We start from the raw sequence: 20,730 nt of genomic DNA on the forward strand, positions 1-20,730 counted from the left end.
AAAAACACTATGATATAAAATAAAAGCTCTGTAGTATAAACCGTCAGGTTATATACTACAGAGCTTTTTGTTATCCTTCCAATGCTTTTTCATCTATGGCAAGCTTGATGCAGCCCATGATTCCCTGATCGTCATTGAGAGAAGCAGGAACTATATAATGATCCATATCAGCGATCTGAGAAGTCTTTATGTAGCCGTTCAACATTTCGGCTGTTTTTTTTCTGATGAGAGGAAAGAGCTGTGTCTGATGCATAACTCCGCCGCCGAGAATGATCATCTGAGGACTCATGACGAGAATTATGTTAACAAGGGCCTGAGCTATATAATATGACTCCATCTCCCAGACATGATCATCGTCCTTCAGTTCTATACCAAGTTTTCCGAAACGCTCCTCGATAGCAGGACCTGCAGCCAGTCCCTCTAGACATGTACCATGGAAAGGACAGTGTCCCTTATATGTATCACCATCATAGGGCACCATCTTCATGTGCCCGAGCTCCGGATGAAGCATGCCGTGAACCAGCTTTCCGTTGGACATGATTCCTCCGCCTATACCAGTTCCTATGGTTATATAAACTGCATCAGTAAGTCCCTTTGCCTGTCCGTATGTGATCTCACCAAGAAGAGAACCGTTTACATCTGTATCAAATCCTACGGGAACGCCCAATGCTTCCTTCATGGCTCTTACGATGTTGTAATTTGCCCATTTAAGCTTCGGTGTTGTGGTGAAGCTTCCGTAGGTCTCTGAATCCCGATTCAGATCTATAGGTCCGAAAGCCGCGATACCGAGAGCTTCTATTTTTTTATCCTTGAACCAGTCTATGATACTTGGAATCGTTTCTTCAGGGGAGACGGTAGGAATAGAAGTCTGTTCCAATATCTTTCCATTTTCGTCGCCTACAGCACAGACCATCTTGGTCCCGCCGGCCTCCAATGCTCCATACAACATATAATTTACCTCTCAATCCGGGAACTTTTCCCTAATAAAATCAATTGTAAAAGAGTGAATTTGAAAAATCAATCTGATAGCAGGACTAAAATTTATTTTCAGAATCAGGACATTAATTCTGAAAGCTACGTAAACTGTTTTACTAACATTATTTATAAAAAATTACCGTTTTTTTCGTAAGAAACCTGACTTCATCAGATTGATGGGATGAAAAAAATTTTTTATAATCAAAGATGAAGCATTGTTGATTTTCAGGCCATGACGTCTGGACTAAACATTAACATAATCAGAAGTATAGATTTTAGAAAAGGAACGGCTTAAACATGTTCAAAGATATAAAAACGGATAAGATTTTCAAATCAAGACTTGAGAAATACTATGATGAACTTAAATGGCTCTACAGCGAGCTTTATAACAACGATACTCAGGCATTTGATTATTTTTTATGCATGCTTCATCAGTATTATAAGGATCGCGACCCGGATCTTAAGGAGTGGGACGAAGCGAGAGAGCTGGTACCGGACTGGTTTCACGGAAACGAGATGCTCGGTATGCAGATGTATATTAACTGCTTCAACCAAAATCTGAAGGGAGTAAAGAATAAGATCTCCTATCTGAAGGAAACAGGTTCAAACTATATACATCTTATGCCTCTTCTGGAGAGTCCAAAGGGGCGCTCGGACGGAGGTTATGCCGTATCGGATTTCAGGCGGGTGCAGCCGGAACTCGGTACCATGGAGGACCTGAAGGATCTTGCAGAAGAGTGCCACAGAAACGGAATGAGCGTTTGTATGGATTTTGTCATGAACCATACCTCCGAGGATCACGAATGGGCACGTCGTGCGAGAGCAGGAGAAAAGGAGTATCAGGACAGATATTTCTTCTTTGATGACTGGTACATTCCAAATGAATACGAAAAGACCGTTCCTCAGGTTTTTCCGACAACCGCTCCGGGTAATTTCAGCTGGTGCGAGGAAGCTCACAAGGTTGTAATGACCACATTTTATCCATACCAGTGGGATTTAAACTATGGAAATCCTACTGTTTTTAACGACATGACAGCCAATATGCTGAACCTCTGCAATCATGGCATAGATATAGTCAGGCTGGATGCGACTCCTTACATCTGGAAGTCACTGGGCACGAACTGCAGAAATCTCCCTCAGGTACATACACTGGTACGTATCATGCGTATAGCATCAGAGATAGTCTGTCCTGGTACACTTCTTCTCGGTGAAGTCGTTATGGAGCCAAGCAAGGTCGTTCCTTATTTCGGAACAGTAGATAAGCCTGAATGTCACATGCTTTACAATGTTACAACGATGGCAAGTACATGGCACACAGTTGCGACACAGGATGTACGTCTCATGAAGCATCAGCTCGGACAGATCTTCGCACTTCCTAAACAGTATGTTTTCCTTAATTATTTGAGATGTCACGATGATATAGGCTGGGGACTGGACTATGATTACCTGAAACAGTTCGGAGTCAAAGAAGTCGAACATAAGAAGTTCCTGAATGACTACTTCTGCGGAAACACTTTCGGCTCCGATTCGAGAGGAGAGCTGTATAATAACGATCCCCGTCTCGGAGACGCCAGACTCTGCGGTACCACAGCATCTTTATGCGGAGTGGAAGCGGCTGAATACGAGAACGATCCCCAGAAGCTCGATATGTCCATAAGACTGGATATAATGCTACATGCATTTCTGCTTAGCCAGAGCGGAATACCTATCATATATTCAGGAGATGAGATAGGTCAGCTCAATGACTACAGCTATCACAGTGATCCTGAAAAATGGGATGATTCCAGATATCTTCATAGAGGATCATTTAAGTGGGACGAGGCCGGAAAACGACGTTCCACAACAAGTCGTCAGGGAAGGATATATAAGGCTATACGTAAGCTCGAAAAGCTCCGTGCAACACATGATGTTTTTGATTCCGGGGCTGACTGCTGGATAGTGGAGACATATAACGATCATATACTGGGAATAGGACGTTACCATCGCGGAGAAAAGCTTATAGCACTTTTTAATTTTTCCGATCATGACGAAACAGCCTGGATAAATGAGGTGGAGGAATATAAAGACCTTCTGACAAACAAAAAACGTCCTGCAGTGGCGGTAGGTATTCCTGCAAGAGATTTCGCCTGGCTGATAACAAACTACAATAATTGAATTGTCTATTGCATACAATATTTAAAAACACTGCACTGTGCACATAAAATACCGCCTTGATTGAAATTTTTTTGAAAAATAATTTAATTTATTAGTGAATTTATTATCAAAGTCTGTTAGTATTAGTGATATGTCAATCGTATGACATATTTAGATTGACTGTTATGCCGGGTCAGTTCTAAAAAAACAACATAAAAAGGTCTCGGCATATAGAAAGCTGGTTTATATCATGAGTAAAAAACTGATTTTTGTAGATATCGACGGCACTCTGACACCTGCCGGAACAAATACTCCTCCGGACAGTGCTGTTGATGCCATAAAAAAAGCTCAAAAAAACGGTCACAAGGTCTTTCTCTGTACCGGCAGAAACTACGACATGCTTAAGCCTGTACTCAAGTACGGTTTTGACGGACTGGTAAGCTGCTCGGGAGGATATGTGACCTGTGGTGATGAGATACTTTACGACTGTCCTATGAGTAAGGAGCAGCTCGATACAGCTCTTGATTCACTTCATAGAAACGGAGTTTTCTGTACTATAGAAGGAAGGGATGGTTCATTCGGAGATTCCAATTTAAAGGATTTTCTGGACAGCACTGAAGGAGGAAATTCCGAGATAGAGCGGTGGAGAAAGGCACTGAGTGAAAACTTAGGCATTAAGCCCATGAATCAGTACGATGGTCAGCCTATCTATAAAATAGTCATCATGGCAAGGGAAGCTTTCCAGCTGGATGAATGCAGATCTCTTTTGGAAAAGGATTTCAATTTCGTTGTCCAGGATGTGCCTGCACATGGATGTGTCAACGGAGAGCTGATCAACAGAAAATTTGATAAGGGCAAGGGAGTAAAGCTTATAGCAGAGCATCTCGGAATAGACATAGAAGATACTATCGGCTTCGGAGACAGCATGAACGATCTGGAAATGATAGAAACTGTAGGTGTATCTGTCTGCATGGAAAACGGCTCCGATACTCTGAAAAAGCTTTCCGATATCGTTTGTCCTGCTGTAACAGATGATGGACTGGCAAAAGCATTTGCAGATCTTCAGCTTATCTGAGAAAAGCGCCTGAGGATACCGGATCCATCAGGATAAAGATCCGGATCAATGTATAAAATTTCAATGTACCTTTCTGCTGTGGGAGACGGCAGATCAGATAAATCACTTTTAGCGAGGTAAAAACAATGGCACTAGATTACAGAAAATGTGCGCAGGAAATCGTGGACCATATAGGCGGCCGCGATAATGTCGCCCAGGCAGCGCACTGTGCAACAAGACTCAGACTTGTCATAAAGGATAACAGTAAGGTTGACAAGGAATATCTCGACAATGTTGAAGGCGTTAAGGGAATGTTCGAGTCAAACGGTCAGCTTCAGCTGATCATCGGAACAGGAACCGTAAACAAGGTTTACGATGAATTTCTCAGTATCACCGGCATGACTGCAGCAACAAAGGACGATGTCAAGGCTGCTGCTGCAGCAAAGCAGCCTCTCTGGAAGCAGCTTCTCAAGCCTATCGGTGATGTTTTTGTACCTATCCTTCCTGCTATCGTTGCATCAGGTCTCATGATGGGTCTCGTAGAGGCTCTCGGTAAGATACCGGGACTTAATTTTGCAGGAACAGACTGGTATTCTTTCCTGGATATGGTTGCTAACACAGCATTTGCATATCTGCCTGTAATAGTTGCGATCTCAGCGGCAAGAGTATTCGGCGGAAACATTTTCCTCGGTGCGGTCATCGGTCTTTTGATGATACATTCAGCCCTTACAAACGGCTGGGCAGCAGCAGACGGATACGGTGTCTGGTATCTCTTTGGAAACTTAAAGATCACAGATAGTTATTCACTTCTTCAGATCAACCAGCTTGGCTATCAGGGACATGTAATTCCTGTCATCATAGCAGTGCTGCTTATGAGCAACATCGAAAAATGGTTCCATAAGCATGTACCTGAGATGCTTGATCTTTTCATTACTCCGCTTTGTACTGTTCTCATCACAGCACTTATCACCTTCACTATGATCGGTCCTGTTTTCTCAGGTCTCGAGACACTTGTTTTGAGCGGTGCGAGAGTACTTGTAAAGAACCCTATAGGTGCTATGGTCATGGGTGCCATTTATCCTGTTACAGTAGTTATGGGTCTTCACCATATGTATAATGTTATCGAAGCAGGTATGCTTTCAGATCCGGCACAGATGCTTAACACATGGATGCCTATCGCTTCAGCCGCAAACTTCGCACAGTTTGGAGCATGTCTTGCAGTAGGTCTCAAGGCAAAAAGCAACAAGACAAAGGTTATCGCTGTTCCTTCAGCTCTTTCCGCATCTCTTGGTATCACAGAGCCTGCTATCTTCGGTGTGAACCTTCGTTACTATAAGCCTTTCCTTGCCGGCATGGTAGGTGGAGCAGTAGGTTCTATCTTTGGTGCGGTAACAGGAATCGGTGCTACTGCATACGGCGTTACAGGTATCCCCGGATATCTCACCATAAACAACATTCCCGTTTATACCATCCTTCTTCTTGTATCAGGCGGTGTAGCTTTTGCAGGAACATGGCTGTTCTGGAATGAGGATGTGAAGGCACCAAAGAAGACTGAAGAGGTCAAGGGTGATGCTGCGGAAGAAGTTTCATTCGAGCAGAAGCCTGTTATCACTTGTGAAGTAGGCGAGGTACTTTCACCCGTAAAGGGAAATGTAATTCCTCAGGACAAGATCCCGGATGAGACATTTGCAACCGGAGTACTCGGAGCCGGTGTAGGAATCGAACCGGAGGACGAGACAGTCTATGCTCCTTTCGACGGAGAGATATCTTCAGTTGCTGAGTCAAAGCATGCTGTTGGAATTTCAGGTCCGAATGATATGGAGGTTCTTATCCATGTAGGTGTGGATACAGTTGCCATGAACGGAGAGGGCTTTGAGCCTCTGATAAAGGAAGGTGACAAGGTCACAGCAGGACAGCCTATTCTCAAATTCTCAAGAAGTGCTATAAAGGCTGCAAATCATCCTGACACCGTTGTGGTTCTTTTGACCAACAGTGACGATTACAAGGAAGTGAAATTAGGAGATTGATCAAAAAAGATATTTCCAAATCTTGTATTCATTCTTTTTTGAACTGTAAATAGCTGATTTTCCTTGATTGAGTTGGCATAACTATACTATAATAGGAAAACCATAACAAAGGAGATAACATTATGAAAGAAATTGAGTACACAATAAATGACCCTAACGGAATTCACGCACGTCCTGCAGGAGTTCTTGTAAAGGCTTTAAAGTCATTTAATTCAAAGGTTACTATCTTCAAGGGAGACAAGAACGTTGACATGAAGAAGCTTCTTGCCCTTATGGGTATGGGCATCAAGCAGGGTGACACCATCAAGGTTCAGATCGAGGGCGATGATGAAGAGGCATGCGCAGCTGAGCTTGAGAAGTCACTTAAGGAGAATTTCTGATTCTCTTTCAGAAAGATGATTGTGATGTGAAATCCGAAACATTTTTCACATCCTTATGAACATCGTAAAACCATAATTTTCAGGCACTTCTCGGATGACCGGATGGTATCTCCGGGAGGTGTCTTTTTTTCAAGGAGATAATATGCAAGTTGCAACAGGAAAGAGTGTTCTTAACGGAATCGCCATAGGTAAGATAAAAGTATATACACCACCTAAAGTTGTGATCAGTGAAAAGCTTATCGAAGATACAGATGCTGAGCTTGCCCGTTTTGAAGATGCAAGAGAGAAGGCCATAGAACAGCAGAATGCTCTCTATGAAAAAGCTGTGATCGATGCAGGTGAAGACAGTGCAGAGGTTTTCTCTGTTCATGCCATGATGCTCGAGGATGACGATCTCATCGACGCCACAAAGGAAATCATCCAGACTCAGAAGCACAATGCAGAGTACGCTGTAAAGACTGCATTTAACAACCAGGCAAGAGTCTTTGCAGAAATGGATGATCCGTATATGAAGGAGCGTTCAGCTGATATCTATGACATAGAGCAGGCTGTCCTCAATATCCTTTTCGGTATCGATCCGGAATCCATGCAGGGTACAGAACCTGCCATTCTTGTAGCTAACGATCTGACACCTTCAGAGACAGTACGTCTCGACAAGTCAAAGCTTCTCGGTATCATCACAAGAGCAGGATCTCTCAACAGCCATACAGCTATCCTTGCGAGATCCATGGGTATCCCGGCTCTCGTACAGTGCGGTGAGGTTGCCAGCAAATGGGACGGCAAGATCGCTATCCTCGACGGCTACAATGCCTGCGCTTATATCGAGCCAACAGAAGATCTCATGACCTCTCTTAAAAACAAGAGAGATGCGGATACCAAGCAGAAGGCACTTCTTCAGGAGCTCAAGGGGCAGACAAACACAACTATCGATGGAAAGACCATAAAGGTCTATGCAAATATCGGCGGACCTTCAGATATTGGACTCGTTCAGCAGAACGATGCAGGCGGTGTTGGTCTTTTCCGTTCAGAGTTTGTTTATCTCAACAGTAAGGACTATCCTACAGAGGAAGAGCAGTTCAATGCATACAGACTGGCAGTTGAGTCCCTCGCTCCAAAGCAGGTGATCATCAGAACCTGTGATATAGGTGCTGACAAGCAGGTAGATTACATGAATCTCACCAAGGAAGAGAATCCGGCAATGGGATGCAGAGCCATCAGACTTTGTCTCACCAGAAGAGAATTCTTCAAAACTCAGCTCAAGGCTCTTCTTAGAGCTTCCGCTTACGGTAACCTCGGAATCATGTTCCCTATGATCATCTCTTCCAGAGAGCTTCATGAGTGTAAGGAGCTTATTCAGGAGTGTACAGCAGAGCTTGAGGAGAAGGGATATATCGTCGGAAAGTACAGCATCGGTGTAATGATCGAGACTCCGGCAGCTGTTATGATCGCTGATGAGCTGGCAGAGGAGTGTGATTTCCTTTCCATAGGAACAAACGATCTCACTCAGTATACTCTCGCTATAGACAGACAGAATGCGGCGCTTGATCCTTTCCTTGATACTCATCATCCTGCAGTTCTCAAGGAGATCAAGATGACTATCGAAGCCGGTCACCGTCATGGTGCATGGGTAGGAATCTGCGGTGAGCTCGGATCAGATCTCACTCTTACAGAGACTTTCCTCCGCTACGGAGTAGATGAGCTTTCTGTAAATCCTGTATCTATACTTCCTCTCAGAAAGGTGATAAGAGGCATAGATCTCAGAAAGTAAAAAAATCCCGGGTCGATGTAATACCGACCCGGGATTTTTTTAAATTATATCACTCTGTTACTGTAACCTTAGTCATAGTTACTGAAACAACAGGTGCATCCTGCCAGCCTGTAGGAGTTGATGCGATGCGGTCTACCTCATCCATACCATCGATAACCTTACCGAAAGCAGCGTACTGACCATCAAGATAGTTTGCATCTGCATGCATGATGAAGAACTGAGAACCTGCTGAATCAGGATCCATAGCACGTGCCATGGAGATAACTCCACGTGTATGCTTGAGATCATTCTTTACACCGTTGGATGAGAACTCACCCTTGATGTTCCAACCCGGTCCGCCTGTTCCGTTTCCTTCAGGATCTCCGCCCTGGATCATAAAACCGGGGATGATACGATGGAAAGTAAGACCATCATAAAATCCGTCCTTTACAAGCTTTACAAAATTCTCAACTGTGATAGGAGCGATCTCAGGATAAAGCTCGATCTTTATATCCTTACCGTCATCCATTGTGATAGTAACTATTGGATTAGCCATATTTTTTCCTTTCATAATAAAACGTCGGTTCATGACACCTATGTCAAATAAATCCGATATATACATGACAGAATAAGTAAAAAGCGAACGCAATAACCTAGCTGTCTGTCTCTGCATTTTACCAATTATTGAATGTCAAAACAATAGGATAAATCCAATTAACAATATCCGTACTTGAATTAAGTATAATTAGTTCTAACTAACTTTTTAATTGACAGTTAGTATACTCTAACTTATAATAACTATGGTTAGCGGATACTAACCAACAAAATTATACAAATACATATACGTCAATCCTTCGCACAGCGAAAAACAAAGGGGATGAACGTGGCCGTCAGGCTAAACAAATGGAGGGAATAATGGATAAGGTTTACGTAGTTTACTGGACTCAGTCAGGAAATACACAGGAGATGGCAGAAGCTGTGGGTAAGGGAATCACTGAAGCCGGAAAGGAAGCTCAGGTAGTTTCAGTATCTGATGTTTCAGCCGAGGTCCTGAAGGAGGCAACATCCTTTGCTCTCGGATGTCCTGCAATGGGCGCAGAGGAGCTCGATGAAAGTGAAATGGAGCCTTTCGTAGCCGAGGTTGAAAAATTCGTAAGTGGAAAAACTGTAGGTCTCTTTGGTTCATACGGATGGGGCGATGGTGAATGGATGCGCAACTGGACAGACCGTATGCAGAAGGCAGGTGCCAATGTAGTAGGCGGCGAAGGAGTTATCGCAAACGAAGCACCTGATGATGCCGCGAAGGCTTCCTGTGAAGAGCTTGGAAAGAAGCTTGCAGCTGTCTAAGGACTATACATATCGAATAATAAATAATACAGTCAGGAAATAAACCATGGCAGACGAACTCAGTGAAAAGCTTTTGAGAAACTGTTCCCAGACTCTGGCAGGTCTGAAAACAGGCACCATCTTTAATATATCTGATATACCGGTTTCGGTTCTTGAATTTCAGATCGCCATACTAAGCGCAAAACTTAACCCTTTAGGCATATACATCGAAAGGATCAGAAGTAAAAAGAACAATTCTCTGATCTATGTGTATCGAAGATCTCAGCTCATCAATGATCTCTGTGATGAAGGAGCATGTGAGATACTCAGATCTTTCGGCTACCCTGAGTGTGGAGCGACCGAAGACATCATTCTGGACGGAAGAGTGAACTTTCTCATGAAAAGGCTATCCGACTATGAATGCTTTCCACATGAAATAGGTCTTTTTCTGGGGTTCCCTGTTGAAGATGTAGAAGAGTTCATCCGCCGTGATGGCCGGGACTGTCTGGCTTGTGGTTTCTGGAAGGTATACTGCAATAAGACCAAGGCACTTGATACCTTCCGACGATACAGGATATGCGCAAGAATCTATGAGAACGCTGCAGACAGAAATTGCCCTATAGAGTCAATGACTGTGGCAGCATAATTCATAATTTCATTAATTTTGCAACATATTTTGTATCATCATTTTACTACACTCTACTCTATGTAAAGGATCTGCTCTCCGGGAGAGCAGATCCTTTTTTATAAATAATAGTATATCTGTTCCATAAATACCCGAAATATGTGATCACTCAAATGAAACCTTTTCGCAATCGTCTCTTTTTTAAGCTTTTTTGTGTTGTAAATATTTGATTTATGGTATCATAGATTTCATGAGGGCCTTGCCCGGGATTATTATGAAAAAAGAGGTACCAAAGATTATGTCAGAAGTTAACGAAAAGATTCCATCAATGGATGACTTCAAGGATGAGCTTGAAGCTTCCTTCAAAGAACACGCAAAGACAAAGCGTGTAGACATGAGCAAATGGGAAAAGATTCTTGATGATTTCGAGAACAAGAACACAATTGAGGTTGAGATCTCAGAGGCTGTTAAGAGCGGTGTTACTGCAACACTTGAGGGTCTCAGAGCATTTATCCCAGCTTCAAAGCTTTCTCTCGGCTTTGTAAAGGATGAGGAATTAAAGGATTATGTAGGAAAGAAGCTTAATGTCCGCATCATTACAGCTGAGCCTGAGAACAACAAGCTGGTTCTTTCTGCAAGAGACGTGCTTCGTGAGGAGCAGGAGAAGGCAAAGGAAGAGAAGGCTCAGAAGGTTCAGGTAGGTCTCGTTACAGAAGGTAAGGTTGATTCCATCAAGGATTACGGTGCTTTCGTTGACATCGGAGATGGTGTGACAGGTCTTCTTCATGTATCACAGATCTCTAACAAGCGTATCAAGTCCCCTTCCGAGGTTCTCAAAGAGGGTGAGACTGTCCAGGTTCAGGTCATCGCCATCAAGGATGGTAAGATTTCTCTTTCCATGAAATCACTTGAAACAGAGCGCAAGGAGCGTAAGGAGAAGGAGGAGCGTGAGGACTTCCGCGCAAACTACAAGGAGTCAGGTGCAGCTACAACATCTCTCGGAGATCTCTTTAAGAAGAGCGGAATCAGCTTTAACTGATCGTTTCATTTAGCGGATAAAGACGTCTGGATTTCTTCAGACGTCTTTTTTAGTACAAAAAAAAGGAGTTTTTTCTATATGGATATTATAAATTTATATCTGCTTTTAAACTGACGATGATATTTATGACCAGGAAAACACTCGTAATATAAGGTAAGGGAAATGAAATTTTCACTTAGAAAAAAGACCATATTGATGATTGTGATCATCGCCTTTGTATTGAGCGGTGCCGCGCTTATATGCAGCATCGCGGTTATCAGAGCTATGGTCAATGATTATTACAGAAATCACTCCGAAGAGATTTCTGCCACCATGGCATCTGTGATAGATTCCAACGAAACAAAGGTTCTGGCTGATTCAGTAAGGAATACTTACCATGAGAATAAGGAACTTTTGAATCAGGACACAGATGCGTACTTAAGCTGCTTTTCATATATCAAGGAAAAACCTGAATTTGATTCAATAAGGAAACAGCTACGAATTATCCAGGATAAAAATGATGTCAACTGTATTTATCTGACCATACTGATACCTGAAGATAAAAAAATCGTTTATGTATGCGACGGTGCATACGAGGATGCCTGTGAACCGGGAATCGTGGATCCGCTTTTTGAAATGAATTATGCTCTGCTTATGGATCCATCCATAGGCTTTCCTGCATATGTTACAGATACACCGGAATATGGATGGCTGGTGACATCAGGTGCTCCCGTATTTTGCGGCAGAGACATTGCAGCCTATGCAATGGTGGACATATCCATGATCGATGTCATCCGTGTACAGACCAGATATGTGATTTTTTCATTTTCTGTTTTATTTATCGTAACTATTATCCTCTGTAATTTTGCTGTCTATTATGTATATCGCTTGCTGGTTCGTCCCATCAAGGCTCTGACTGATGCGGCAGTCAACTATTCCGTAGGAGACATCAAAACAGGCATGAACAAATTCTCCTCATTAAATATTAAAACAGGAGATGAAATAGAACAGCTTCAAAATGCCATGAAGCAGATGGAAAGGGATCTGAATGAATACTTCTCGAACATGATCGAGGCAAAGGAAGAGCTCCGATATACAAAGGAAGAAGTAGCGAATATGAATCGTCTGGCGAATGTTGATGCACTCACGGGCGTGAGAAATAAAAGAGCATATGACAAGGAAACTAAACGATTGGAAGAAAGCATCCAAAGGGATGAAGCTCATTTCGGTCTCCTTATGGTGGACATGAATTATCTCAAAAATATCAACGATAATTATGGACACGAAAAGGGAGACATAGCCATTCGCAAGCTTTGTTCCATCATATGCACAAGCTTCTCACATTCACCTGTTTTCAGAATAGGCGGGGATGAGTTTGTTGTTATTCTGGAAAAAGATCAGTACATAAAACGTGATGAACTGATAGCAGGATTCAGAGAAAAACTGGATAAGAACTATCTGGATGATTCAGCTGACCCGTGGGAGCGTATTTCTGCAGCCATAGGCTATGCTGTGTACACAAAGGATGTTGATATAACTGTTGAGGATGTATTCAAAAAAGCTGACTATGCCATGTATGAAAACAAAAAAGAAATGAAAGAGCATATTCCGAATTCATTGTAGCATCAGACTGAATTTCTTCATGATGTAGCATACGGCACACTGATGTGTGCATTGGCATAAGCATAGTAGAAGCGGTAATAACCTGTGGGAAGGCTTTACTCAGTATATACTTGCCGAATACTTACACATCGCATATAATGGCGTGAGCAATTTAAGCGACACAAAATCGTCGTTGCTATTTCAGCACGACGATTTTTTTATGATGCGACATAAATGTGAGAGGAAAACGGTCTGATACCGATTTTTACACTCACGTCATGATAAAAGATCCGAGGAATATATGGAAACAGGAAGAGAAATATCAATAGATGAATTTGAAAGCTGGAAGAGAGAGGACTATAACCTCATAGATGTCCGTGAGGAACAGGATTTTCTGACAGGAAAGATGCCTGATGCCATGCGCGTAGAGCTTTCGGACATTGCCGATAAGAAGCACACTATACCAAAGGATAAAAAAGTGATGCTCTACTGTAAATACGGAGAACTTTCACTTTTGGCGGCAGACCAGCTGTCCGAGCAGGGCTATGAAGCCTACAGTCTTCAGGGAGGCTACGGAAAATGGGTCCTCCGGCAGATACAGAAGGATCTGGATTCGGAGAAGCGAAGAGAAGACATCGAAAAGTCTTTGCGGAAAAAGTTCAAGAGAAACATTTACAGCATGTTCGTAAAGGCAATCTGCGATTACAATCTCGTTGAAGAGGGTGATAAGATCGCGGTCTGCATCTCAGGCGGCAAGGATTCCATGCTTATGGCGAAGCTTTTTCAGGAGTTGAAGCGTCACAACAAGCTTCCATTCGAGGTTGTGTACCTCTGCATGGATCCGGGCTACAATGAGGCAAACCGCAAGATAATCGAGAGAAATGCTGAGCTTTTAGGCATTCCTCTCACCATATTTGAGACCAATATCTTTGACTCTGTCTACAATATCCCGAAGTCACCGTGCTATGTCTGTGCCCGAATGAGAAGAGGTTATCTTTATAAAGAAGCTCAGAAGCTCGGCTGCAACAAGATCGCTCTCGGACATCATTTCGATGATGTCATCGAAACTATACTTATGGGAATGCTTTACGCCGGACAGTATGAGGCTATGATGCCGAAGCTTCATTCCACCAATTTCCCGGGAATGGAGCTCATCAGACCTCTTTACCTGATTCATGAGGCAGAGATCAAGCACTGGAGAGACTATAACAGCCTGAACTTCATCCAGTGTGCCTGCCACTTCACTGCAACATGTTCGACCTGTCACACCGACGGACAGACCAGCTCAAAGCGTCTGGAGACAAAGCATCTTATAGCGAAGCTTAAAGAGACAAATCCATATGTGGAAAGAAACATCTTCAGCGCGATGGAAAATATAAGCCTCAACAAGATACTCGGATTCAAGCGCCAGCATGTGAAGCATAGCTTCCTGGAGTGGTACGAGGATGAGAATGACCTGAAGATCGGTGTTCTAAATGAGGATGAGATCCGCCTGGAGGATGAAAAGCGTAAGGCACAGGAGCTTCAGAAGGAGAAGGCACGCATCGATTCCATGCCGAAATCCGAGCAGGCGAGAAAGAACGCGGAAGAGAACAGAAAAAATGCAAATTTCAGAAAGCTGAATCCGCCTAAAGAAAGTTAATGTACATGAATATAAGCTATGAGACAAAACATCCCCTTCTTGAAAGCTGCCGTCTCTGTCCGAGACAGTGCGGAGCAGAAAGAAACCGTGGAAAGCGTGGAGTCTGCGGAGTATCATCAGACATATATGTGGCAAGAGCAGCACTGCACTTCTGGGAGGAGCCCTGCATATCGGGAACCGAAGGCTCAGGTGCAGTCTTTTTCTCAGGCTGTACACTGAAATGCGTGTTCTGTCAGAACTATGAACTGAGCCACGGGGAGAACGGAAAGAAGGTCTCTATAGACAGGCTTTCTGAGATCTTCCTGGAGCTTGAGGAAAAGGGTGCCAACAACATAAATCTGGTAACACCGGATCACTACATACCACTGATACGTGAAGCCATGATAAAGGGACGTGACAAAGGGCTCAAAATCCCTTATGTAATCAACTGTTCCGGTTATGAGACCCGTGAACTAATAAAAGAGCTTGATGGACTTGCAGATATCTATCTGGATGATTTCAAGTACATGGACAATGAAAAAGCCGCAAAATATTCGGGAGCCGGTGACTATCCTGAACGCGCAAAGGAGAGTCTCGCCGAGATGGTGAGACAGTGCCCTGAGCCTTCCTTCGATGAAAAAGGCATCATGCAGAAGGGCGTCATAGTACGTCACCTTCTTATGCCCGGAATGGTCAAAAACGGAAAAGCGGTGGTGGACTACGTTTATGATACCTATGGTGATAATGTTTACCTTAGTATCATGCACCAGTTCACGCCATTTGAAAGACTGGAAAAATATCCCGAAATAAACAGAAGAGTAACTCACAGAGAATATGAAAGACTTCTTGATCACGCCATGGAAAAAGGTATCACCAATGCCTTCATCCAGGACGGAAGCGTGGCAAAGGAAAGCTTCATTCCGGAGTGGACCGGTGAAGGAGTCTGAACAAGTCTCTTACCATTATTTTTTAATGGTAAGGGACTTGTTTTTTTTTATGAAATCCTATATAAATGGTAGGGATTATATTGCATAGTGATTCACTAGGAATTATAATCATCATGTCTGGAGGACATTTTTCAAATAAACGTTTTAATTTTAATTTATATATTTTGGGAGAAACATTATGGCAGATTTACTTAAGGTCAAAGATCTGGCTGTAAATGTTGAGGATAAGGAGATCCTTCACAAAATCAGCCTTACTGTAAATAAAGGGGAGACCCACGTACTCATGGGACCAAACGGTGCCGGAAAGTCAACACTTGGAAACGCTCTCATGGGAAATCCCCAGTACGAGATAACAGGAGGAAACATACTTTTCAACGGCCAGGACATCACAAATGACTCAACCGACAAAAGAGCAAAGCTCGGTATGTTCCTTTCATTCCAGAATCCTCTGGAGGTTCCGGGCATCACTCTCGGAAACTTTATACGTTCAGCTCTTCAGCAGAGAACAGGTCAGCATATCCGTCTCTGGGACTTTAAAAAGGAAATGCGAAAGGCCATGGAGATCCTCAATATGGATCCTTCCTATGCAGACCGCGACCTGAATGTAGGTTTCTCAGGCGGAGAGAAGAAAAAAGCTGAGATCCTTCAGCTTCTCATGCTGAAGCCATCCCTTGCCATCCTCGACGAGACAGACTCAGGTCTCGATGTTGACGCTGTCCGCACTGTTTCAAAGGGTGTGGAGGAATATCAGAAGTCCATGGACGGAGCTCTAATTATCATCACTCACTCCACAAGGATACTTGAATCACTGAAGGTAGATCACACGCATGTACTTGTAAACGGAAATATAAAGGCAGAGGGTGATGCTTCTCTGGTTGATAAGATCAACAACGAAGGATTCGAAGAGTTCCTGAAATAAGAAAGAGGATACAACATGGCAAAAAAGGAAAGAGCAGAGGTCAATGACATTGACCGTTCAATGTATGATTTCCGCTACGAAGAGAAGGATCAGGACTTCTACAAAATACAGGAAGGTCTCACCAGAAAAATAGTAGAGGAAATATCAGATAAAAAAGGGGATCCTCAGTGGATGCGTGATTTCCGCTTAAGATCCCTTGAGATATATAACGAAAAGGAGATCCCTCAGTGGGGTCCGAGTATAGAAGGTCTCGATATGAGTAACATCGTGACCTATGTAAAACCGAAGACAAAAATGACAGCAGACTGGGAAGAAGTTCCCGAGGACATAAAGAATACCTTTGAGAAGCTCGGAATCCCTCAGGCAGAGCGTAAGTCTCTTGCGGGAGTAGGTGCGCAGTACGATTCAGAGCTTGTCTACCATAACCTTCAAAAGGAGGTTGCCGACAAGGGAGTAGTATATACAGATATCGAATCTGCACTTCACGGTCCCTATGCCGATATGATAAAGGATCATTTCATGCACCTGGTACCACCTACAGACCATAAGTTTGCAGCACTTCATGGTGCGGTATGGTCAGGCGGCTCCTTCGTTTATGTTCCAAAGGGAGTTTCTGTTGAGATCCCTCTCCAGTCATACTTCCGTTTAAATGCACCCGGGGCAGGTCAGTTCGAACATACACTCATCATAGTTGATGAAGGCGCCGACCTTCACTTCATCGAGGGATGCTCTGCACCGAAGTACAACATAGCAAACCTTCATGCAGGCTGCGTAGAGCTTTTTGTAGGAAAGAATGCAAGACTTCGTTACTCGACTATAGAGAACTGGTCAAAGAACATGTATAACCTGAACACAAAGCGTGCCATAGTGGAAGAGGGTGGAACCATGGAATGGGTATCAGGCTCATTCGGTTCTCACGTTTCATATCTTTACCCTATGACCATACTTCAGGGTGCACATTCACACATGGATTTTACGGGCGTAACATTTGCAGGAAAAGGACAGAATCTCGATACAGGTGCAAAGGTAGTTCACAATGCTCCCGACACCAGCTCTTACATCAGTACCCGTTCCATCAGTAAAGACGGTGGTGCAAGCACATATCGTTCATCAGTAGTCATTAACAACAAGGCAAAGAATGCAAAGAATTCTGTTTCCTGCCAGTCACTGATGCTTGATGACATCTCCAGATCCGATACCATACCGGCTATGGATGTCCGTACACAGCAGGCGGATGTGGGACATGAAGCAAAGATAGGAAGGATCTCCGATGATGCGGTTTTCTATCTCATGTCACGAGGAATCTCCGAGGAAGAGGCAAGAGCACTGATAGTATCAGGCTTTGCTGATTCAGTATCCAAAGAGCTGCCGTTGGAATATGCGGTTGAAATGAACAATCTGATCCGTCTTGAGATGGTCGGAGCGATAGGTTAAGGGAGACAGATATGGAAAACAACACATTATTGATAAACGCCATGCCTGCACCGACTTACAACTGGCTCAGGATGAATGATGCGACGGTGAAGGTTCCGTCAGATATAACTGAAGGGAATCCGATGGTAACCAGAAGCCATGAAGTATCCGTTGGTGCATGTTCTTATGAGGAAATAAAGGATATACCCGGCGGAATGGGCATTGACATGGATAACTATATTCAGAAGTCAGGTGCGGATGTACTTAAGATATCTCCGGGTAAGGGACAGAAAGTCACCTCTCCTGTAAAAATAGATTTTAATTTCGTTAAAGACGAGAATACTGTTAATGCAGTTTATATTGATGCCTCCGATGACAGCGACGTGACTGTCATCATGGATTACTCATGCGTTAAAGAATTAAGCGGATTCGCAGCTATACAGACCAAGGTCCGAATCGGAAAGAACGCAAGAGTGCTTCTCATACAGATACAGAGACTTGGCGACAAATTCAGGTTCTTCAATGATGTCGCATCAAGGACCGATGATGGCGGATCCTTCGAGGAGATACAGCTCGTACTCAGTGGTAAGGAGACTTATCAGGGATCCCGTACTGACCTTTACGGAAAGGGCAGCAGCCTGAAGACCGATATCGGATATCTTCTGAGAGGTGATGAACATCTGGATATGAACTACATCGCAAATCATATAGGCCGGAAGACCCTGTGCGATATAAAGGTTGACGGTGTTTTAAGAGACGAAGCCTTCAAGCTTTTCAGAGGCACCATCGATCTAAGAAGAGGCGCAAAGGGTGCTGTCGGAAATGAGCTTGAGGATGTACTTCTTATGGATGACAATGTCATCAACCAGACCATCCCGGTTATCCTCTGCGATGAGGACGACGTAGAAGGAAATCATGGTGCCACCATCGGACGTCTGGATGACGACCTTCTTTTCTACATGGAATCACGCGGCATGAATAAGGAAGAGGTCTATGAAATGATGGCTAAGGCGAGAATAGATTCAGTGGTCGCAAAGATACCTGATGAAGAAACAAAGAGTCTCATTTCGAAATATCTGGAGGAAAAATGAGATCATAGATCGTCTGAGATCATTTCAAATTGACGTATATTGACTAATCAATAAAGGAGTAAAGTTTTATGTCCGAAATAACAAAGGAGATCCGTCAGGCAGAGGACGAGAGGATCAGAAAAGACTTTCCTATCCTTGACGGAAGCTTTACATATCTCGATAACGGTGCCACCACCCAGAAACCAAAGTGTGTTCTGGAAGCGGTAGACAATTACTACAGAACCATGAACGCGAATCCAATGCGTGGTCTCTACAAGCTTAGTCTCGATGCCACTGAAGCCTATGAAGAGTCAAGAGAGACTGTACGCTCCTTCATTAATGCAGGCTCCACCGAAGAGGTGATCTTTACAAGAAACGCAACAGAAAGCCTCAATCTTGTGGCCTACACCTACGGAAGAGCCTTTATAAACGAAGGCGATGAAGTGGTCATCACCATCATGGAGCATCACAGCAACATGATACCATGGCAGCAGCTCTGTAAGGAAAAGGGAGCGAAGCTCACATATATTATTCCTGATGAGGACGGAACCATCTCTGAAGAAAAGTTCCGTTCATATATGAATTCCCATGTGAAGCTGGTCAGCATGACTCACATATCCAATGTCCTCGGTGTAAAGAATGATGTGAAGACATTTGCACGTATCGCTCATGAAAACGGGGCAGTATTTTCACTGGATGGTGCACAGTCCATCCCTCATACAAAGGTGGATGTACAGGATCTCGACGTGGATTTTCTATCCTTCTCTGGTCACAAAATCTATGCACCCATGGGAATAGGCGTACTTTACGGTAAAAAAGCACTGCTGGAAAAGATGCCGCCATTCCTTTTTGGCGGCGAAATGATAGAATATGTAACAACAGAGGGGGCCACATGGAATGAGCTTCCTCACAAGTTCGAAGCAGGAACTGTCAATGACGGCGGTGCGGTTGGACTGAGTGCAGCACTTAAGTATGTGAGTTCTATAGGTTTCGACCGTATAGAAGAGCGTGAGCTTCACCTCACTAAGCTCATGATGGAAGAAATGAAGAAGCTTCCCTATATACATATTCTCGGGAAGGAAACTGCGGAGGATCATCACGGCATCGTGACCTTCACCATCGACGGAGTACATCCGCACGATATCGCAGCCATCTTTGATGAGCATAATGTAGACATTCGCGCAGGACATCACTGCGCACAGCCACTTATGAAATTCTGCCATACACCGAGTACGGTAAGAGCCAGCATAGGTCTATACAACACAGAAGAGGATGTCTATAAGTTTCTGGATGCCTTAAAGAAAATAAGAGGTGAAATGGGATATCAGGATTGATATCCCATTTGGAGGTAATAATGGCAAACACTTTTTACAATGAAATATTAACAGACCACAACATTCATCCTACACACAAATACAAGATGGAGGATGCAACCTTCTCTCTTGAGGGGGTGAACCCAAGCTGCGGTGATGATGTGGTTCTCTATATAAAGGTCAATGACGAGAACACCATCGAAGAGGCTTCCTTCTTCGGTGACGGCTGTGCCATTTCACAGGCCAGTGCCGATATGATGTGCGACCTTATCATAGGAAAATCAAAGGAAGAGGCATTGCGTCTTTCAGATATCTTTTTAAGGATGATAAAGGACACCATCACTCCGGAGGAAAAGGAAGAACTTGAGGAGGCCGGGATCCTTGAGGATATCCATCATATGCCTGCAAGAGTAAAGTGCGCTGTCCTCGGCTGGCATACCATGGATCAGATCTTCAAGGATGCAGAAGAAGGAAAAGTAGATAAATACGACGGAAAGTTCGAACAGTGAATTATACCGTCTTTAAAGATCACTTATACAAAGACCTGTAAAATCAACTTA

Annotated in this window: 18 protein-coding genes; 16 read left to right on the forward strand and 2 right to left on the reverse strand. The window is 43.6% G+C overall.

Translation table 11 applies throughout. From position 1 onward, the window contains the following. Nucleotides 1-70: 70 nt before the first annotated feature. On the reverse strand, nucleotides 71-949 hold the full coding sequence (locus BXO88_RS04660) for an ROK family protein (protein WP_078036596.1): 879 nt from the start codon (nucleotides 947-949) through the stop codon (nucleotides 71-73). A gap of 323 nt (nucleotides 950-1,272) precedes the next feature. Between BXO88_RS04660 and BXO88_RS04665 the strand changes: the two genes are divergently transcribed. From BXO88_RS04665 to ptsP, 5 genes are all read left to right on the forward strand, one after another. Next, on the forward strand, nucleotides 1,273-3,129 hold the full coding sequence (locus BXO88_RS04665; RefSeq protein WP_078036597.1) for an alpha-amylase family protein: 1,857 nt from the start codon (nucleotides 1,273-1,275) through the stop codon (nucleotides 3,127-3,129). A gap of 229 nt (nucleotides 3,130-3,358) precedes the next feature. Next, on the forward strand, nucleotides 3,359-4,183 hold the full coding sequence (locus BXO88_RS04670; RefSeq protein ID WP_078036598.1) for an HAD family hydrolase: 825 nt from the start codon (nucleotides 3,359-3,361) through the stop codon (nucleotides 4,181-4,183). Nucleotides 4,184-4,308: 125 nt separating this feature from the next. After that, a complete protein-coding gene (locus BXO88_RS04675; protein WP_078036599.1) occupies nucleotides 4,309-6,189 on the forward strand; it encodes a PTS beta-glucoside transporter subunit IIBCA in 1,881 nt (626 codons plus the stop codon). Between the two features lie 122 nt (nucleotides 6,190-6,311). After that, nucleotides 6,312-6,569 carry an HPr family phosphocarrier protein gene (locus BXO88_RS04680; RefSeq protein ID WP_044993947.1) on the forward strand — a complete coding sequence of 86 codons (258 nt, stop codon included), beginning with the start codon at nucleotides 6,312-6,314 and terminating at the stop codon, nucleotides 6,567-6,569. A gap of 142 nt (nucleotides 6,570-6,711) precedes the next feature. Further along, nucleotides 6,712-8,337, forward strand: a complete 1,626-nt coding sequence (ptsP, locus tag BXO88_RS04685) for a phosphoenolpyruvate--protein phosphotransferase (RefSeq protein ID WP_078036600.1) — start codon at nucleotides 6,712-6,714, stop codon at nucleotides 8,335-8,337. Between the two features lie 49 nt (nucleotides 8,338-8,386). On the opposite strand, the gene BXO88_RS04690 is transcribed toward ptsP, so the two are convergent. Further along, nucleotides 8,387-8,872, reverse strand: coding sequence for a peptidylprolyl isomerase (locus tag BXO88_RS04690; RefSeq protein ID WP_078036601.1), 486 nt, complete (start codon nucleotides 8,870-8,872; stop codon nucleotides 8,387-8,389). A gap of 359 nt (nucleotides 8,873-9,231) precedes the next feature. Between BXO88_RS04690 and BXO88_RS04695 the strand changes: the two genes are divergently transcribed. From BXO88_RS04695 to sufU, 11 genes are all read left to right on the forward strand, one after another. After that, nucleotides 9,232-9,663: a flavodoxin gene (locus tag BXO88_RS04695; RefSeq protein WP_078036602.1), complete on the forward strand. Its 432-nt coding sequence runs from the start codon at nucleotides 9,232-9,234 to the stop codon at nucleotides 9,661-9,663. A gap of 46 nt (nucleotides 9,664-9,709) precedes the next feature. Next, nucleotides 9,710-10,288: a DUF3793 family protein gene (locus tag BXO88_RS04700; protein ID WP_078036603.1), complete on the forward strand. Its 579-nt coding sequence runs from the start codon at nucleotides 9,710-9,712 to the stop codon at nucleotides 10,286-10,288. A gap of 277 nt (nucleotides 10,289-10,565) precedes the next feature. Then, nucleotides 10,566-11,306, forward strand: coding sequence for a S1 RNA-binding domain-containing protein (locus BXO88_RS04705; protein ID WP_078036604.1), 741 nt, complete (start codon nucleotides 10,566-10,568; stop codon nucleotides 11,304-11,306). A 162-nt stretch (nucleotides 11,307-11,468) separates the two neighbouring features. Continuing rightward, a complete protein-coding gene (locus tag BXO88_RS04710) occupies nucleotides 11,469-12,908 on the forward strand; it encodes a GGDEF domain-containing protein (protein ID WP_078036605.1) in 1,440 nt (479 codons plus the stop codon). A gap of 280 nt (nucleotides 12,909-13,188) precedes the next feature. Further along, nucleotides 13,189-14,529: an ATP-binding protein gene (locus tag BXO88_RS04715; RefSeq protein ID WP_078036606.1), complete on the forward strand. Its 1,341-nt coding sequence runs from the start codon at nucleotides 13,189-13,191 to the stop codon at nucleotides 14,527-14,529. Nucleotides 14,530-14,534: 5 nt separating this feature from the next. Next, nucleotides 14,535-15,455, forward strand: coding sequence for a radical SAM protein (locus BXO88_RS04720; protein WP_078036681.1), 921 nt, complete (start codon nucleotides 14,535-14,537; stop codon nucleotides 15,453-15,455). Nucleotides 15,456-15,633: 178 nt separating this feature from the next. Continuing rightward, nucleotides 15,634-16,374, forward strand: a complete 741-nt coding sequence (gene sufC, locus BXO88_RS04725) for a Fe-S cluster assembly ATPase SufC (RefSeq protein ID WP_078036607.1) — start codon at nucleotides 15,634-15,636, stop codon at nucleotides 16,372-16,374. Nucleotides 16,375-16,389: 15 nt separating this feature from the next. Next, a complete protein-coding gene (gene sufB, locus BXO88_RS04730; protein ID WP_078036608.1) occupies nucleotides 16,390-17,808 on the forward strand; it encodes a Fe-S cluster assembly protein SufB in 1,419 nt (472 codons plus the stop codon). A gap of 11 nt (nucleotides 17,809-17,819) precedes the next feature. After that, entirely contained in the window at nucleotides 17,820-18,878 is a 1,059-nt protein-coding gene (locus BXO88_RS04735) for a SufB/SufD family protein (RefSeq protein WP_078036609.1), read from the forward strand. Nucleotides 18,879-18,946: 68 nt separating this feature from the next. After that, nucleotides 18,947-20,191, forward strand: a complete 1,245-nt coding sequence (locus tag BXO88_RS04740) for an aminotransferase class V-fold PLP-dependent enzyme (RefSeq protein ID WP_078036610.1) — start codon at nucleotides 18,947-18,949, stop codon at nucleotides 20,189-20,191. Nucleotides 20,192-20,208: 17 nt separating this feature from the next. Next, on the forward strand, nucleotides 20,209-20,679 hold the full coding sequence (sufU, locus tag BXO88_RS04745; RefSeq protein WP_139355514.1) for a Fe-S cluster assembly sulfur transfer protein SufU: 471 nt from the start codon (nucleotides 20,209-20,211) through the stop codon (nucleotides 20,677-20,679). Nucleotides 20,680-20,730 lie beyond the last annotated feature (51 nt).

The sequence above is a fragment of the Oribacterium sp. C9 genome (genome assembly GCF_002007235.1).
Classification (GTDB): domain Bacteria; phylum Bacillota; class Clostridia; order Lachnospirales; family Lachnospiraceae; genus Oribacterium.